This window comes from Flagellimonas sp. (assembly GCF_965233845.1).
Classification (GTDB): Bacteria; Bacteroidota; Bacteroidia; order Flavobacteriales; family Flavobacteriaceae; genus Flagellimonas.
This window is the reverse complement of sequence record NZ_OZ247584.1, coordinates 4,348,138-4,367,376: the sequence shown is the minus strand read 5'-3', so window position 1 is coordinate 4,367,376 and position 19,239 is coordinate 4,348,138. Positions and strand designations below refer to the sequence as shown.

The following is a 19,239-nucleotide window of genomic DNA, read 5'->3' as shown; positions in this document are numbered from 1 at the left end:
CTTTCACTTAATCAGGATCATCTCCAGATTTATTTACCAAACCTTTGGTGAATTCGTTCAGAGCTTTCACTTTTTGTTCAAAATCCCCTTTTAATGTGTCCCTATAGGCATTCAGATTTTTGACCAAATCATCGATATTATCGGGAATCACATCCTCAAAAAATTGTCGGAGTCTTTTAGCGGTAGTCGGGGATTTCCCATTGGTGGAAATGGCCACTTTTACATTGCCCTTGGTCACAATTCCGCCCATATAAAAATCACAGAAAGGTGGATTATCGGCCACGTTTACCAAAATGCTTCGTTCACGGCAATCATGGTATACTTGCTCATTTACCTCAGGCTTGTCCGTGCAAGCCACAACTATATGTTTACCGTCCAAGAACTTTGCATCATAAGCTTCCTGGGTCAGTTCCACTTGGTGTTTTTCTGCCAACTGTAGGGTGGCATCCAAGAATTCCGGTGCCACCATTTGCACTTGGGCATTAGGGCTCGACTTTAGCAGAAATGTAAGCTTTTCCAAACCCACATTACCACCACCAACAATGAGCACTTTAAGGTTGTTTACCTTTAAAAAAATGGGATAGAGTTCATTCCGCTCCATGGTTCAAGTCTTTGTTGACAGTTTGTTATACTTTATCTTACAAAGGTATGCCTAAACCAAATCCCCCCTTTATCAATACCTTACTTTTTTATCACCCTTCCATCACTGGAAAGCACTTGCCGGACAATTTCGGCATCTCCTTTATAGAATAAGCGACTATCTGTATTGGCCTCCACATCTATCGTGTTGTTTACGGTAAGATAGGCATCACTATCAGAAGAGAGGGAAATCTCTAGATCATCTACCACAAGACCGTAATCTTCAAATCTACTATCGGAATTGAGTGTAGCCTCCAAATCCCCGACATTTCCAAACAAATCCACCTGACTGTCCGAAGAAAGTCTGGCATTTACTTGGTTAACCTGAAACTCCCCAACCATTTTTGCGCTGGACGAAAGATTCAAATGGGCTCTATTGGCATCCACAAACACATCTGCATTGGCATCCGAGGAGGCATCAAAATCAAACCTTTCCGTGGTAATATCCCCTTCAAAATAAGCATCAGAACTTAAATCAACAGAGACATTGGGCGCATCCAGTGGACTGTCCAAATAAATAGCTGCATCTGAAGATGCCCTAAAATCCCTGATCTGGGCTGTGGTTATAAAAAGTTGTAGGGTTTCCTTTCCCTTGATGTTAATGTTGTTCTTGAGTTTTACCGTAAGCCTTCCACCATCTTGGTAGATATCTATTTTTCCGAACAAATTGTCATTGGCCTTTATCCGAACCTCTTCCTCGGTTTCCGAAAAATTCACGTAAGCCTTAAAATCGGTTGCTACGGTGAGTGCAGTAATGTTGTCAAAATCGTATGTCCGGGTGGATACTTCATCCGAAACCCGAATGGTTTCATAGCTACAAGAGCTCATAAAACTGGCCATACCTATGGCTAGCAAAGTTGTTTTGATTGTTCTCATGATGTTCGTTTTTGATTAAAATTCTATACGATAATTCAGCAAGGGCAATAGCTCCAATTGATACTCCGGAACCATGGTCCGGGTACGTGTGCTGAAAAACATTTCGTCAATATTCTGCCGGTTGGTCAGATTTTGAATGTCCAAAGAAATGATATGCGCCACCTTGGGTCTGTTTATCCGATAGGAGAAGCTGGTATCCAGTCGCCAGTAGTCGTCAAATTCCAAAGTGTTCCTTTGATCTTGAAGGATTCGTACGTTACCTGTTTGGTCAAAATAATCCAAGTCCACCGGAGTTCCCCTTTTGCCCCCGTTCCATAGTAATTTGGCATTTACCCCAAAGATGTTATTGCTGTTTCTTCCAACCTTAAATTCCTTGCCCCCAACCACATTAAAAGTGTATTGCGCGTTATACCGACTGTCATACCAATTGCCATCCGCCGCTCGATACTGGGAATCGAAAAGGGAACTGGTCACCAAGAAATAATACTGATTGGAAAAGAATTTTTCCAAAGTGAGTTCCAAACCATAGTTTCTGGCCTTCCCAGAATCTACCAATCCCGCACTTATAAATTGTCCGTTTAAAAAAGAGTCCGTGTTGTTTGGATCGGCCGAAACCGCCACTTTATTTATATCCTGATAGTACACCTCCACTTTTAAATGCCCATTTTTAATGACTCTCCAGTCATAGCCCAACACATAATGGGTGGCCCGCATCAAATCCAATTCTTTATTGGGGGTGGTAACATTCCCCTGTGTATCCTCCACTTCGATAAAATACTGGTTCAACGGCATTCGTCTGGAGTGCAATCCAATCCCGGCACTAAGCGTATGCTTGGGAGCAATACGGTACTCAAAGCCGCCCCTTGGTTCCAATACAAAATCGTCATTTACGGAAAATGTTGAGGCATGCAGACCAAAGGTTGTTGAGAATTTCTCGGTAAATCGGTATTTGGCCTGGGAGAAAAATTGCAAAAAGGTGCCATTGCCATCTGCATTTACCAAAGTTTCGGTTGCTGTATCGCGTGTTTCGTCCGAAAGCACATCATAATCCAAGCGGCTATAGACAATTCCCGTTTTTAAGGTGGTCTTGGCGTTAAACTTTTGATTGAGGTTGGCACTCAGTCTGAAGGCACTGTTCCTAAGAATATCCCTTTCCCTGAAAAATCGATCGGTGTTTCTGTTGTCCACAGAAAAATCGTAATCACTTCGATTGCCCGAATAGGAAAGCACCCCATCCAAGGAGGTGTTGGGGCTAAAAAAATGTTTGATGTTGATTCCCCCCATATAGGTTTTGGAATCGAACTGTTCGTCTTCAAAAACATCCGGCACTACCTGTTCCACATTATCCTGATTGTCCTCGCTTACCCCACCTATGCCCCATGCGGACAAATTGGTTTTATCGCCCAATGGCAAATTCACCTTAAAAGAAAGATCCTGAAAGGTGGGCACCGATCCTTCGGATACTTCGATGATATTGTTCAGGATAGTAAGGGTTGAATACCTATAATTGACAAGGTAAGAGCCTTTGTAGTTTTTGGAGAATGGTCCCTCAATGGCCAAGTCGGTTCCCAACACTCCAAATTGAAAAGCATATTCGGTGTTCTCGGCATTCCCGTTGCGCAATCGGATATCAAAAACGCCCGAAGTGGCATTGCCATATTCCGCTGGAAATGCCCCGGTGAAAAAATCGGAGTTGCCCAACATATTAGTGCTCAACAAGCTGACAGCTCCCGGGGAATACCCCTCTTCCGAAAAGTGATTGGGTTCTGGCACTTCCACCCCTTCAATCTTCCATAACAACTGGTTGGGGGCATTCCCTCGGATTACAATTTCATTGGTAGTGTCATCTGTGTTTGTAACACCGGCAAAGGACAAGGCCATCCGTCCTGGGTCACTGATACTCGCCGGAAAGCGTTTGGTCTCCTCCACCCCAAACGAACGGGCACTAACCGTGGCCAGTTTATTGTTGGGTTTTATCTGATCTTTCCGTGCAGATATCACTACCTCGTCCAATTGGTTCAACGATTCCGTGAGCCTAATGGTGAGATTGATTTCCTTGGCGGATCCCACTAAAACTTCGGAAATCAATGCGTCCTCATAACCCAAATAACTACAACTAAAGGACTGTCTCCCCACGGGAACATTCTCCATGGAAAAGAAACCTTGCATATCAGTCACCACTCCTAGTTGCGGTTCCACATTGAGAAGTACAATGGTGGCCCCCATTAGGGGGCTTCCGGTAACAATGTCCGTTACCCTTCCTTTTACAGTTTGTTTTAAATCTTGCCCGAAGCCTAAAAATATGGATGCAAAGACCAGCCCCAGGGTAATGGAGAAACGAGATTTTAATACTTTCATGATTTTAATTGGTTGATTCTAGCGCAATTCCTTTTCCAGATTTAGAACTGGCATCCAGAAGAAGTTGATGACGGACCATTCATCCTTTTCCAGATTTTGGGAACTTCTTACAAAGACCGATCCGTTTTCAGAAAATACGTGTTTGGCCACCAAGCCTTGATTGATTGACTGTTCGTTTTTTGATTTGTTATTGTTCATCGTCCAAATGTTTTTTGTATCGATTTCTACCCATGTTAAAAACCCCAATTTTGACCCCAACACCTCCAGAAAAACCGTTGATTCTGTCCAAGGGGTTCAAATCCAAATCCAGTTTGTTGGAAAAGCGATATTTGATTCCCGCCTCCAACTGCACATATCTGGACACATTGAACAAAACGCTCATTCCTGGTTCCAGGACAAAAATTGCATCGATTTCATCCTCGTCTATGTGGTCGTCAATGGGGTCATCAAAATTGTTGCCAAAATAACCCACCCCACCTGCACCAATGAGTACCGGAAACGAAAGGTTAACCATAGATTGACTAAATAGAATAGGCTCTATATGCAGGCCTGCATAAGCAGCAATCAAATCTTCGTTGATCGTTCTGGGATTATCTTGTTCGGAATACAAAAAGTTGCCCACAAAGCCTACTTCAAACTTCCTGTTGGCCACATAGGCCACTTTAATTCCTCCTATATAAGTATCCTTGCCATCTATTTCCCCAAAATAGGTAGTAAGACCAAGGTAGACCCCGTGTACCACGTTTTTTCGATCATTGAATTCAATGTAATCGGCATCATCCTGATCTTGCGCCCAAGAAATAGAACTTACCAATAAGAATGCGAGTAGTAATGTCCGCTGAATCATGGTTTTGGTAATGGTTGTCTCTCTAAGGACAATGCTTTTTTTGGAAGGTTGCATGTTTTTTGATTTTTTTTTTGAATTATTTTTTGATTGTTGAATTTGATAGTGTTAATCGGTAATCACAATGGCACCTTTGATTCCATTAATGGTAAAGTCTCCTTTTGCGCCCTTGCCATATTTGGCCGTAATCTCCCTGGTTTTTTTCCCGGCATTGGTCACATTGGTCTTTATGTTGGTGAATGTCTTGGGAACACGCAACAAACCTTGTTCCAAAGTGGCCCTAAAATCAAAGGAAAGTCCTGAAACGTCCAGTTTTATCTCAGAGGATTCCTGTACAATGTCAATTTCCGGATTTGGGGAAAGAATCTTGCGAACTTCCACCTCCGCTATTCTAAGGGTCAAGAACATTTCTGAATCCACGCTGGCAATGTCCACATTCGAGAATTTGAAATCACCTCGGAGGGCCCCAATAGCTTCAAGCATCACCTCATCCTTGCTGGAATACAGCTCGAGATTTGAGACTTTGTCCAAATTGAGATCGCTCCCACTACTTATTATTTTCAGTTTTTGGCCATTTTCAACATCTATGGCCCCATTGCTCATTTTAATGTTTCCATAATCTATCTCCCCTAAATTGAGCTTGCCAAATTTCATGTCAATTTTAGCCGTGGATATCCCATCGTTTACCCAGATATCCCCATGTTGCACGTTGGCATCCAAATCGCCATGCCAAGCTCCGATCACCAAATCCCCAAACTTGTTGATCACATTCAGTTCTGCATTCTGGGGCATGTATATCTCAAAATCAATTTGAATATTGGATTTATCAAAGTCGAAGGGATTGGCTTTGTTGAAATACCTACTGAACAGACTGGAGCTCCTGTCCACAATTTCCGAGGTAATACGAATAAAATCCCCGGCCTGGGTCACCTTGGGTTGGATCCGGTCTATCAATTTCTTGGCATTCTCGTCCTTTCGGTGTACCACCTTGATGTCTATAGACACTTTTAACTTGTTTTGATTCCAGCCATTGACCACCACATTGCCATATTTGTTCTCAATCTGAACCGATCCCGTAGCTGGAAGGCCATAACTCTTTGACCATGATTTGGTACGCTCGCTTTGCGCCAAGGCCACAGTGCCCATAAGACAGCAAAATACCGCAAACACAATTTTTTTATAAAATATACCCTTCATAATCCATTTCATTTTTAGATGCATTGATTTGCTTCAGCAAATTCTCAATCAGTTCAATGCGCTTTTTATAGTTGTTGACAATGGCTTCCAAAACCCGCTCATTGTCCAGGTTGTTCTTCATTTCCAGTTTCAGTTGTTCGTATTCCTCGTCCAGTTCATCCATAAAGGATAGAAACTCATCTTTGTCCGCAGCTGAAAGTTTTGGATGGTTTTTGACCAATTGCACTTGCTGATACACCAGATTTTTATAGTGCAGGTCTATTTCAAAAAGCTCCTCGCTGGCATAGCCATCCATTTCCTGTACATTGGGATTGCCCAGCATAAGGAAGGCCACTAAGGACAGGCCAACCAAAAAGACAACGGATGCCGCTATCCTAAATTTGCCGGATTTCCACAGCGGAATGACTTTTGGGGTTTCTTTTTCTTCCAAGGCGCCGGCAATACCTTGCCACAATTTGTCCTTGTCCACTTTATGGACATTGAACGCCTCTTTGTTTTCCTTGATATACTTTTCAAAATTGTCCATCACAGTTCATTTACAATTTGAATCAATTTCTTTTTTGCCCTATGATATTGCGATTTGGAGGTTGAGGTGGATATCTCTAAGATTTCTCCAATTTCCACATGATCATATCCTTCAATGAGATAAAGGGTTATTATTTGCCGGTAACCTTCTGGCAACTGACTTAGTCCTGTTTTCACCTTACTAATCTCCAGTTGATCTACCTCTTGGAATTCATCCTCTTCGAGCGGTTCCCCTTCATTTTCCAAGGAAGACAACAACAGGCGTTTCGATTTAAGATGGTTGATACTCCTATTGATTACAATGCGTTTCAACCAGGCACCAAAAGTGCTTTCAAACCTAAACGTGTCCATTTTTCTGAAAGCTTCCACAAAGCTTTCCTGCAATACGTCCTCGGCATCTTCCCTGATGGTCAACAAGCGCATGGCTACATTGAACATGGCATCAACGTACAGCCCATACAACTGATATTGGGCATTCCGATCTCCTGCCTTGCTCTGTTCCACCAATGCCTGGTGCGTAAAACGTACGTTTGCTTCCAAAAATCCTGGACGATTATTCAATGACGGCTAAAAATAATCCTTATTCATCTAACCCAAAGACAAAACAAAACTCCAAGGGTTGCATGTTGGGACTATTTAAAGTCAAAAAAGTAGAATTAAGTCACCTCGAGCTCAGTCGAGAGGTCTTTGTTTTTTGGATTTCTAGGTCTCGCCCTTGGTCTGTCTTGAGCGCAGTCGAAAGGCTCGACCTGACAGTTAAGGAAGTTGGGGAACAAAAAAACCTTCAACTTAAGTTGAAGGTTTGAGGGTAGTGTTTATTGATGGTTGGGTTAATTTAGGTTTACAATAATAAATTCCGATCTACGGTTTACATCATGTTCCTCATTGCTGCATCTTACGCCATTGCTACATTGATTGAGCAGCTGTTTTTCTCCATATCCAATGGCACTTTCAATTCGGTTGGCCTCAATGCCCTGTGAAACTATATAGTTTCCAGTTGACTTGGCCCGTTTATCGGAAAGCTGTTCGTTATAGCGGTCGCTTCCCCTGGAATCCGTGTGCGCCTCAATTTTAATGACCATTTTAGGGTATTCCTTCATCACTTCCACAATCTTGTTCAACTCCTGGGCGGCGTCCTCTCGGATTTCTGCTTTGTTCAAATCGAAATAAATATTGTCAATCTTGATCTTGAGCACCCCGTTCTCCCTAACAATCAACTTGTTGAGTTCTTTGGTAATTTCCAAGGGTACATCGTTTACAAAGTCCTTTTGTTTGGTGGTACTAAAGGCGGCATCATTAGGTAAAAAGCCCTGCTTGCTGATTTTGATTTCATACCCTGCCTCGCACTCCAGTACATTCTCAAACTCAAATGCCCCATAAGGGTCTGTGGCGGTTCTCCCCAAGGAGTTTCCTTCGGCATCCAGCAATTCCACAACTACATTCACTATGGGCAGGGAATTGGATTTTCGGATGACACTACCTTTTACGGTCTGCTCGCAGGTTTCTTCCATACGTTGGAAGGAATAGATATCATCATCTCCCTTACCCCCTTCTCTATTGGAAGAAAAGTAACCGCGTTGGGTCGTTTCCTTCACAATATATCCAAAGTCGTCGCGATTGCTGTTCAACGGCCTCCCAAGATTATTCGGTGTTTCGAATCCAGCATTGCCCCATTCGCTTTCGAACACATCCAGGCCACCAAGGCCCAAATGGCCATCCGAGGCAAAGTAGAGCTTTTCTTCGGTTACAAAAGGGAACATTTCCCTCCCGCTTGTATTGATCGTTGGGCCCAAGTTTCTAGGTTCGGAAAATCCGCCATTCTGCAAAACATCGACCACAAATATGTCTGTTTCCCCAATGCTTCCCGGCATATCGGAAACAAAATATAGCTTACGGCCGTCCGGGCTTAGGGCGGGTTGCCCAACCGAATAATCCTCACTGTTGAAGGGTACTTCCTCGGCTTCCGTCCATTCCCCTCCCCGTAATTCGGAGGTATATATTTTTAGGTGATTGGTACCTTCGCCATCCCTTCCCAAAGTTTGATGGGTGTAGTTGTTTCGGGTGAAATAAATCACGTTCCCTTCGGGAATAAAGGTAGCTGCCGCTTCATGGTAACGGGTATTCAAAATGGAAGAGAAGGACCTCACATTGACCAAATCTGAACCTGACCCAGTGGTATCCGCCATAAAAAAGTCCAGATACGGCTGTCGGTTCCATTCATAGACCCGAGTCTCAAACCGTAAGGAATCGCGGCTGGAAGAAAACACAATTTTGTCCTTGTAATACATAGGACCAAAATCGGCTACGGGCGTATTGATTCCCAAGTTACTAACATAATATTGTGGCTGCCTGTTCAACAATTCATCCAAGGCCTCATCATTATTTTGCATTTGTGCCACCTGAAATTCGGATACATCCAATTTTTCGGTATAAATTTTCATGATGCCCTTGGCCATTTTATAGTTTCCAACCCCTTTGAGGGCATGTACGTACTTAAAGGCGTATTCTGGCTCGAGTACCTTTTCGTATTTGGAAAATAACACCCCGTACCACTTTACGGCATTTTCCATATCGGTATTGTAGAAATAGGCATCTCCCAAACGTTGTAATACCCGTTGGGAGTCCTCTCCTTTCCGGACCAAGGTTTCGTATTGCTTGGCTGCTTTTACATACAGCAAATTATCAAAATTGATGTCGGCGTCGTTATACTTTAGTTGAGCGTGCAAGCAACCGCCCACCAATAAAAAAAGAACGGATATGTTGGTTTTAATACTCATCATCTAATAAAATCTAGGGGATTTTAGGCGTTTTTCCACGGTCTTGAACTCATACCGAAGAAAGACTTCGTGTGTTCCACTCGTGTAACTTCTCAAATCAGAAGTGGTTAGATCATAGGAATAACCCATGCTTAGGTCGGGGGAAATTTGCAATCCCAATAAAGCTGAAAAGGAATCGTCCCAACGGTATGCCAAACCTGCCGTGAAGGTTTCCATAAGCATGGCATTGGCAGAAATATCCGCTATGACGGGCGCTCCTGGAACCCACTTTACAAAGAAGGCCGGTTTAAACTTGATATCAGGAGTAAGATCCATAATCTTACCTCCTATCAGATAATAATGTAAGCGTTCGGCCGCTATTTCCTGTTCTTCACCATCATAGTGATCTTGGGCAAAGAAATTGGGTACGGCCAAACCTAAATAACTCTTTTTATTGTGATAGTAAATCCCAGCACCTACGGTTGGGAAAAACTTGTTTTTAATGTTATTCTGAAATGCCACATCGGGATTTTCAACCAATCCTTTGGAAAAATCCACATTGAACATCCTTCCTCCTCCCTTTAATCCAAAAGAAAGCAGTTTATCTTTATCATCAAGTTTAACGGTATAGGAAAAATTGGCATCCATAAAAACCTCCGAAGCGGGTCCCAATGCATCATGCGAAAGCACCAATCCAAGTCCCACATTGTTCCCCATGGGCCCATCTACGGCCAAAACCTGGGTTGTTGGGGCACCGTTTACCCCTACCCATTGCGAACGATGGAGCAACAAGGCTGTCAAATGTCCCTTGGAGCCTGCATAGGCCGGATTCACGTTAAGCGTGTTGTACATATATTGGGTGAACTGCGGGTCTTGCTGTGCGGATATGGATAGGATACCCGTCAACAGGGCTACAAAACAGCTGATTCGGACTTGCCTTTTCATTCGTTGCGCTTTTCTATTTGTTCTGATACCCATCTTCCTATCTGTTTATGTATAGCCAATCTGTTCGAGGTTCCGAGCCATCGCCCAGATCTAAGACATAATAATACGTGCCCACTGGCAATTGATCTCCTTTTTGTACTGTGGCCCTTCCATTGGAAGTACCATCCCAGTCATTGTTATAGGAGCGTTGTTCATACACAATATTGCCCCATCGGTTATACACCTGAAGCACATTGTTAGGATATCTGGAAATACAATCGATTTTGAAGAATTCGTTTACGCCGTCACCATTGGGCGAAAACTCGTTGTACACCGTTAAGCAAGATGGGGTTACTTCTGCCTGATCCGAATCGTTGGAACTATCGGTATCCAACTGATCCACATACGCCAAACTTGCGGTATTCAAATAATCATTTACGTCCAGTATCTCTACAGTAAGTTGTAGGTTGGCCGTTCCAAGTGCCGTCAATTGATCCAATTCCCAGAATCCTGAAACCTCATCATAGGTTCCTTCTGATGCTTGGGCCGTGATCAAACGATATCCAGAAGGCAGTATTTCTTCAATGCCTATGTTGGTCGCCTCCACACTTCCTTGATTGGAAACCGTAATGGTAAAGACCACCTGATCACCAATGTTGGGAGTGGTATTGTCCACAGTCTTGCTTATACTTATATCGGTAGTCTGTGGGGTAACCGATGCAATGGCCTCGTCATCGTCCACATTACCATCTGAAAGATCATCTTCGGAAATTCCTTGATTGGGGTTGCTATCCGGATCATTAAAATCACTGGCGGTAATTTCGGCAACATTCAAATATTCGTCCATCGTTCCGGTGGGAGTATTCACCGTGGCCAGAATCACCAAGGTTTCCGTGCTTTGGTTGAAAACTGGTCCATTCAGGGTCCATAGTCCACTTGATTCATCATAAATACCTGCCGTTGTAATATGGGATTGATAGGTATATCCGGATGGAAGTAGATCGGTCACCACTACCCCGGTGGCGTCACTAAATCCATTGTTGGTCAAATTCAAGGTAAACTCCACTACATCTCCCACATTGGGCGTAGCATTATCCACTGTTTTGGTCAGTTCCAAATCCGCTTGCCCATTAGGTATTGCCTCTATGGTATCCTGATCATCTTCAGTAGCCAGATTGTTGTTTGGTGTCGAATCTGGGTCGAAAGTATCTAGAGCAATCAGTTCTGCGGTGTTTCTATAATCCCCGCTAGCCTGAACTTGAGCGGTAATCTGCAAGGTAGCTGTAGCACCATTGGCAAGATCTCCAATATCCCAAGAACCGGTAAGTCCATAGTAAACTCCTGTGGACGGCAACACGGAAACCAGACTATAGCCTGAGGCCAACAAGTCCTCTACCACAATCCCTGTGGCATCATTGGGTCCAGCATTATTTACGATAATGGTAAATACAATTTCCTCTCCCACGGATGGGCTAAGGGTATCGGCCGTTTTGGTGACGGAAATATCCGTTACCGTTCTTGGAGCAATGGATTGTTCCGCTTGATCATCCTCATTAGGGTCATTATTCCCTGGAGTTGAATCGGGATCCAATTGAATTACCGCGACCACTTCTGCCACATTGTTATAATCCCCAGTGGCGTTCACTTGGGCCGTAATATTTAAATTGATACTGGAACCGGATACAAGCGTACCAACACTCCATAATCCACTGGCATTGCTGTATGTCCCACCAGAATCATCTGAAACATAGGAATATCCAGAGGGCAAAGCATCCGACACCACTACTCCTGTGGCATCGCTTGGTCCATCGTTGGTCAAAGTAAGCGTGAATATAACATTTGATCCCACATCAGGACTTGGATTATCTATTATTTTGGTCAGACTCAAATCCGAGCTTGGTATAGGTGTAGTCCCGGCACTGTCTTGATCGTTTTCAAAAACGTTGCTGTTATTTGGGGTGGAATTGGGGTCCAAATTATCGGAAGCTATCACCTCCGTGACATTAAAGTAATCCCCAGAGGCATTTACTGTGGCAACAATGTTCAAAGTTTCCGTGGTCCCATTTGGAATGACACCGTTCAAGTCCCAAATTCCGGTTGCTGGCGTATACACTCCCGCCGTCCTATTATTGGAAATATAGGTATACCCAGTAGGTAAAAGATCAAGTACTTGAACTCCGGTCACATCACTTGGTCCAAGATTGGAAATACTGATATTGAATATCACTTCCTCACCCACCAACGGACTTAGAATATCAACGGATTTACGAAGAATCAAATCGGAAACCAATACCGGAACAGGCTCCACGGTCTGCTGATCATCTTCCGTATCATCGTTATTGGCCGGAACTGAATCCACATCGGTCTCTGCCAAGTCTGTAAGTTCTGCAATATTGGTGTAATCGCCATTGGCCAAAACGTTGGCCGTGATCACCAAAGTTTCTGTTGTAGCATTGGCCAAATTTCCAATGGTCCATGAACCATTCAAAGGTTCATAAACTCCTGTTGAAGGAACAGCACTGACAAATTCATATCCCGACGCCAAGAAATCGGTTACCACTACATTGGTTGCATCATTGGGGCCGTCATTGAAAACTGATACCGTGAAAACAATCTGATCGCCCACGTTGGGTGTAAGGTCATCCGCGGTTTTGGTCACGGAAATATCCACGAGTGGGTTTGGGTTTATCCCAGCGTCATCCTGATCATCTTCTGCGGCAATACCGTTGTTCGGTGTTGAGTCGTTATCGGGTTGGTCTGTTGCCGTAATCTCAGCAATATTGGTATAAGTTCCTGTTGGGTTAACCGTTGCTGTAATGTTCAAGGTAGCTGTTCCTCCGTTGGCAATGGGTCCCACATTCCAGACTCCTGTTCCGCTGGTATATGCCCCAGCCGCATCATCCGAAACATAGGTATAACCCGAAGGCAATAGATCCGTTACGACAATATTGGTAGCATCACTCGGTCCTGAATTGGAAACGGTTATGGTAAATACGACATTGGTATTTACATCCGGGTTGGCGTTATCCACATCCTTGGTCAAGGATAAATCTGCTACGGCGACAGGAGCTATGGTCACCTCATCCTGATCATCCTCCGCTCCCACTCCATTGCTAGGGTTAGAATCAATATCAAAACCATCAGAAGCAGTAATTTGAGCCACATTGGTATAATCGCCAGTAGTATTTACCAACACATCTATAATCAAGGTCTCATTGGTTCCATTGGCCAACGTGCCCACTTGCCAAAGTCCTGTCGCATCATCATAGGCTCCAGCGGTAGCACTGTAAAGCACATAGTTGAAGCCCGTAGGCAACAGGTCCTGTACCACCACATTTGTGGCATCATTGGGACCGCTATTGGAAACGGTTATCTCAAAACTAATCTCCTCACCTACGTTGGGGTTTATGTCATTGTCCACCACAATTTTGGTTAACGAAAGATCAGCTTGTATTGGAGCCGCAGTTATTGCAGTTTCATCATCTTCACTTTGATCCCCGTCATCATTGTTAGGGGTACTATCGGAATCATATTGGTCGGCGAAAGTCACTTCTGCTATATGGGTGAATTCCCCAACAGCTCCAGTAGGATTTTGGACAGTTGCATTAAATGTCAAGGACAAGGTATTGGTTCCAATGGGAACATTCAGTCCCGTCCAGGTAATAACATCTGTTATAAAACTAAATGTGCCACCGTTGCTGATTCCTGTGATAGTTGCATATCCAGCTGGCACCAAATTTTCCAGGGATACTCCCGTCGCTGCCGATGTTCCTTGGTTGCTGACATTAATGGTAAAAGTCACAACTTCCCCAACATCAGGAATTGGATTGCTCGCCTGCATCGATATTTCCAAATCCGCGACTTGAGGTGTAATGACATAAAAGGCTTCGTCATCCTCACTTTGATCTCCATCATCATTCCCTGGATCACTATCTGAATCATATTGATCGGATGCGGTTATCTCCGCTGTATTTCGGTATTCATCTGAAGCTCCTGTAGGAGCATTAACAGTAGTCTCATAGCTTAGGGTAGTCGAGCCAACAGCTAGGTTCGCAATGGTCCACGCAATGGTACCTGAAGTATTTATGCCTCCATTGTTTATGGTTCCAATGGTCAATCCGGATGGAACAACATCCTCTACACTCACATTAGTGGCCGCATCAGGTCCAGCGTTGGTCACCGTGAGTTCAAAAACAACAGTATCTCCAACATTGGGTGTAGCACTGGAAGCAGCACTAACATCCTTTGTCAGGCTTAAATCAGATGCAAGGATAGTAACTTGGGCTGAATCTTGATCATCTTCCCCTGCTATACCATTGCCTTCCGTGGAATCGATATCAAAAAGGTCGTTGGCTGTAATTTCGGCGGTGTTCTGATAAGAACCAGAAACATTTACGGTAGCATCAAATGTCAAACTTAATGTGGCTCCGTTGCTTATGGATAAATTAGACCAAGTGATGGAAAGATCACCAATGTTATAGACCCCTCCATTGCTTACTGTTCCAGGTACCAAAGTATATCCCGACGGAATTACATCACGCACAGAAACCCCGGTGGCATCCGAAGCACTGGAAGCATCATCATTAAAGACGTCCAAGGTAAAAGTTACCGTATCTCCTGGATTGGCCGTAGTTGGAGATACCGATTTGGTCAATTCCAAGTCCACTCCCAATAGAGACACTTCAACGGTATCGGATACTGGAGTACAGCTGCCATTGCTAATAGTCCATTCAAATACATAAGTACCCGATGTGGCTCCAAAAACTTCCGTAGTTGGGTCATTTTCGTTGACAAAGCCAACTGTAGTAGGCCCAGAAACCTGCGTCCAAATACCTGTCCCAACGGTGGGTGCATCAGCAGCCAAAACAATTGAAGAAAATTGATCCAATGATTGGTCCGGACCTGCATTGGCACTTACGGGGTCGGCATAAATAACCACTTCAACGGCGTCATCAAAAGTACATCCTCCATTGACTACCGTCCAGGTAAATTCGTAAGTACCCGGTTCCAAAGTGTCGATTAATGTTGTTTCGCTGTTTGGAGCAACAATATTTGCAGGTGTTCCAGGGGTACCTCCCACACCTGGTCCCGCGGTTTGGGTCCAAGTTCCTGTTCCAATAACTAGAGCAGTGGCGGCCATATTGGTTTGGGTAGCCGCACAAAGTTCTTGATCTGGCCCCGCCTCTGCTGTTGATGGAGCATCATCTGGGAAGGTGATGTCCACGGTATCGGAAGATGGGTCACAAGCCGAAGGGCTGTCCACAAAAGTTACCCCATTATGGGCCACGGTCCAGGTCAATGTATAAGTACCTGTAGTCGTAATATTTGAAATGGTGGAAGTGGGTGAATTGGGATTATCGATAACGGCCGCTCCCCCAGATGGATCAGCGGTAAAGGTCCATGTTCCCGTGCCCACTGTTGGCGGAACCGCATTCAATTGTGCGCTTAACTGACAGGCATTGACTTGATCGGGCCCTGCATCCGCAGTGGACGGAGTTTCATATACTTCAATCCGAACCACATCCGAGGTATTAAAACAAAATCCAGCCTCAAAATTCCATTCCAAAATATAAATACCGGGAACAGTCAATCCTGTAAGCGTGGATGTTGGGTCATTGGGGTTTGTAATCACTGCTGTGCTTCCAGCAGGCTGTTCTGTAAAGCTCCATGTAGCCTCGTCTACATCGTCAGGGGGCATGTTCCCAGCCAAGGTAGTCTGATTAGGCACAACCAAATCGCCCAAACACAGTAGTTGGTCAGGGCCAGCGTCCGGTAAAACCGATGGCAAGCCACTGGATTCCACCTGAACTTGATCGGAAGTATTTCCACATCCTGTTGCACCAGGATAATTCGTGGTAAATTCAAAGATGTAAAAGCTCCCAAGGATAATATCACTTACTTCAGCAACATTACTGCCTGCAGGATTTTGGGTAATGGTCGCGGGAGTTCCAGGTGCACCTCCTACGCCCGGGCCAAAGGTCTGGGTCCAGGTTCCTGTAGAACCAAAAGTAGCTTCCAACAAAAAGTTTTGTACGTTACAGAGTTCCATATCCGGACCAGCATTGGCAGGGACATAAACATCCACGGTCTTATCTGCAAAACTGCTGGGACAGTTACTATCTCCAGCAATGGTCCATCTAAAGGTATAAGAGCCGGATACCATTCCGGTAACGGTTGCATTTGGGTCATTTACATCAGAAAAAGTGGGTGTATTGGGAGCTCCTGAAAGCAAGGTCCAGTAACCGTTCTCAATGTTGGGATCAAATGCGTTGCCATCCAGGATTACTGTTGTGGATGAACAAATGGTTTCGGAAGGAGTGGTCACTACCGCCGTGGTCGGAGGGATTCCTACATTGAGGGTAACTTGATCTGTATCTGAAGAACAAGACCCATTGGTTGCCGTCCATTCAAAAACATATTGTCCTGAAAATGAAAATGTAAGCTGTGCTGTTGGATTAGTGGAATCATCAATGACGTAGCCTCCTGGCCCTGAAATCTGGGTCCAAAACCCACCACTTCCCACAGAACCAGTAGCATCCATGGTAAACACGGACTGGCATTCGGTTTGATCGGGTCCGGCATCAGCAACAGCATCCGGTCCAACCGTAAGTTCCATTTCATCCGAAGTATCTTGACAACCTGGAGCAATTTTCGAAATGGTCCAAGTCAAAATGTAGCTTTGTTCTACGGAAATAGTCACATCCGTATCAAATTGATTGGCATCATCAAAAGCAATGCCAATAGCAGGAGAAGCTGTCCAGGTTCCTATCTCATCAACGGCAGGCTGATTCCCCGCCAAAGTTGTGGTGGTCACACCAGTTCCCAAACATTGGTCAGTACCTGCATCGGCCAAAGTAGGGCCTTGGGTTGCGCCTGTTGTTATGGTAACTGTATCCGTACCAGGGGTTGGACAGGTAGCATCATTGGGATTGGCTATCGTCCATCGGAAAATATAGGTTTCATTTGCATCATCCAAACCGGACACCAAGGTGTTCGGGTCATTTTCGTCAGCAAAAACAATGGTGGCTCCAACTGGAGCGGAATCAACAGTCCATGTTCCAACCAAGTTGGTGGTTGGAGGGGTATTGCCCGCCAATTGCGTAGGTGCCCCAAAGCAGATGGATTGGTCCAATCCAGCATCTGTCGGCACTGCTGTATCCGAGGACACAACTATTTGGACTGTATTTTCCTCAGAGGGTGCACAGGCATTTCCTCCGGATATGGCATATTGGAACACATAGGTTCCAGACACCAAATTGGAGACGTTTGTTGTTTGGGCATAGGGAGATGCAATAGTAGCTGTATTGGGCCCACTGATTTGCGACCAAAGGGAATTTCCAACGGTAGCTGCATTTCCGGTTATATCCGTATCGGTGACGTTACAGGCCAAGGTCTGGTCGGTTCCCGCGTTGGCAGCTGTTGGCGTTAAAGCTACATTGACATTTATGGCACTAGTACCTACATCACATCCGGTTTGGATGGATCCACTAAGTGCTCTTCTAAAAAGGACGGTATATGTTCCTTCCGCATCAAAGTTTATCGTTAAAGGTGTACCTCCCGCATTGGAAAAAGTGGAAGGATCCACCAAAGTAGAACTGCTTGGCCCGCTTATAATACTATAGGTATTGGTCCCATTTCCCGTGGTGGTAAATGGAATGTCAACGCTGGTTACGCCACAAACGGCCGTAAGGTCACTTCCCCCATTGGCCAAAATAGTGACTGGGGTGGTGGAATAATTAATGGTAGCGGTATCCGAATCACTACAAAGGGTTGTGCCATTTTCAATGGTGTAAGTAAACTGATAAGTACTGCTCCCATCCAATCCCGTAATCTGTGTGGTGCTGGAATTTGGGCTGATGATATTAACCCCTGCCACGGGCCCGCCGGTCTGGGTCCAAGTTGCAGTTTCATTTGTAAATAAGGGAAGTGAGCCCACAAGGGTCACCGTTGTAATACTGGCATCACAAAAGCGAATATCATTATTTTGAATGGTCGCCGTGGATATATCCTGTGTTGCTTCAGCTACCGTTATGGTCATGGTGTCCTGACCACTGGCACATGGCCCATTTAAAGACCAACGAAAGGTATAGACTCCTTCAATAAGGTTGGATACGTTGGAATTATTACTGTTTGGGCTTGCAATCACGGGCGTATTAGGTCCGCTTACAAAACTCCAGGTACCTACCTGACCATTTATATTGTTTCCGCCAAAACTACCTGCAAGGTTAGTAGACTGTGTCAATGAATAGCAGTTGTCCAAATTTTGATCGGGTCCTGCGTCCACAACACTTTCACCACCGTAATTGGTTACGGTAATCGTAGAACTGGATTCGCAAGCTTGTCCTGGAGCAAAATCAGGACCTGTTATAGTCCATTGTAAAGTTGTGGTTCCGGCACTGGTTTCTGCCAAGGTCAAGGTTGTTGTGGGAGAGCTGGGAGCATTAATGGTTACCCCTGCATTGTTGGCCCCAACAATACTCCAAAGTCCAGTTTCACCGGCATTCAATGGGGTGTTTGCGTTTGTACTTACACTCCCGGTATTATCTGGACAAGAGGCGATATCGCTTCCCGCATTTGAAACCGTAATGGGTTGTACCGTTATATCTACATCTTGAAATTGTGGTGTTCCATCGGTGCAAACCGCACTCAATCTAAAAGTATAGGTGTTTCCACCAACAAGACCTGAAATGGAAGTAGTTGGGTTGGAAGGATCATTGATGATGACGGATGGGCCACCCACTTGCGACCATGTTGGACCACTTTGCACTAACCCTGAAGACGAACCTGCAAGATTGTAGGTTCCTATATTCTCACATATAGTTTCAGGAATCCCCGCATTTACTGAACAATTTTGTGCATAACTCCACTGCAATGAAGCGAGCAAAAACAAAAAAAAGAAATACAAAGCTCCTTTTTTTTGGGGGGTTAGCGGTCTTTTCATAATCAAAAAAATGAGGTTTTTCTTAGCATGTAAGAATATTCAAACATATCTACTAGCATCGGTTAAACAGAATATATGTTGTATTTCATCGATCATTTGTTGTGAAACATCGGATAATCGATGGGTGTTTTGGCTGAACTCTAAAGTGTTCTGTAGGATTATACGTACTAATTACATTT

The 19,239-nt window shown here is 44.5% G+C and carries 11 protein-coding genes; all 11 read right to left on the bottom strand.

The window, feature by feature from the left end; genetic code table 11:
- Positions 1-7: 7 nt before the first annotated feature.
- The 11 genes from ACO6S0_RS19590 to ACO6S0_RS19540 all read right to left on the bottom strand — a co-directional run bounded on the left by ACO6S0_RS19590 (position 8) and on the right by ACO6S0_RS19540 (position 19,060).
- Positions 8-601, bottom strand: a complete 594-nt coding sequence (locus ACO6S0_RS19590; RefSeq protein WP_422349964.1) for a precorrin-2 dehydrogenase/sirohydrochlorin ferrochelatase family protein — start codon at positions 599-601, stop codon at positions 8-10.
- An 80-nt stretch (positions 602-681) separates the two neighbouring features.
- Complete coding sequence (locus ACO6S0_RS19585; RefSeq protein WP_422349963.1) at positions 682-1,515, bottom strand: GIN domain-containing protein; 834 nt, start codon at positions 1,513-1,515, stop codon at positions 682-684.
- A gap of 15 nt (positions 1,516-1,530) precedes the next feature.
- Positions 1,531-3,873 (bottom strand): TonB-dependent receptor, encoded by a 2,343-nt coding sequence (locus tag ACO6S0_RS19580; RefSeq protein WP_422349962.1) that lies wholly within the window; start codon positions 3,871-3,873, stop codon positions 1,531-1,533.
- A gap of 18 nt (positions 3,874-3,891) precedes the next feature.
- On the bottom strand, positions 3,892-4,071 hold the full coding sequence (locus tag ACO6S0_RS19575) for a hypothetical protein (protein WP_420401874.1): 180 nt from the start codon (positions 4,069-4,071) through the stop codon (positions 3,892-3,894).
- Positions 4,061-4,774: a hypothetical protein gene (locus tag ACO6S0_RS19570; RefSeq protein WP_422349961.1), complete on the bottom strand. Its 714-nt coding sequence runs from the start codon at positions 4,772-4,774 to the stop codon at positions 4,061-4,063. Before ACO6S0_RS19570 ends, ACO6S0_RS19575 begins: the two co-directional genes overlap by 11 nt.
- 51 nt (positions 4,775-4,825) lie before the next feature.
- A complete protein-coding gene (locus tag ACO6S0_RS19565) occupies positions 4,826-5,914 on the bottom strand; it encodes a hypothetical protein (protein ID WP_422349960.1) in 1,089 nt (362 codons plus the stop codon).
- Positions 5,895-6,440 (bottom strand): hypothetical protein, encoded by a 546-nt coding sequence (locus ACO6S0_RS19560; protein ID WP_422349959.1) that lies wholly within the window; start codon positions 6,438-6,440, stop codon positions 5,895-5,897. The genes ACO6S0_RS19565 and ACO6S0_RS19560 overlap by 20 nt, the downstream gene beginning before the upstream one ends.
- A complete protein-coding gene (locus ACO6S0_RS19555) occupies positions 6,440-6,979 on the bottom strand; it encodes an RNA polymerase sigma factor (RefSeq protein WP_422349958.1) in 540 nt (179 codons plus the stop codon). The genes ACO6S0_RS19560 and ACO6S0_RS19555 overlap by 1 nt, the downstream gene beginning before the upstream one ends.
- Before the next feature lie 290 nt (positions 6,980-7,269).
- Entirely contained in the window at positions 7,270-9,219 is a 1,950-nt protein-coding gene (locus ACO6S0_RS19550) for an OmpA family protein (protein WP_422349957.1), read from the bottom strand.
- On the bottom strand, positions 9,220-10,140 hold the full coding sequence (locus ACO6S0_RS19545) for a type IX secretion system membrane protein PorP/SprF (RefSeq protein ID WP_422349956.1): 921 nt from the start codon (positions 10,138-10,140) through the stop codon (positions 9,220-9,222).
- 37 nt (positions 10,141-10,177) lie between these two features.
- Entirely contained in the window at positions 10,178-19,060 is an 8,883-nt protein-coding gene (locus tag ACO6S0_RS19540) for a PKD domain-containing protein (RefSeq protein WP_422349955.1), read from the bottom strand.
- Positions 19,061-19,239: the final 179 nt, after the last annotated feature.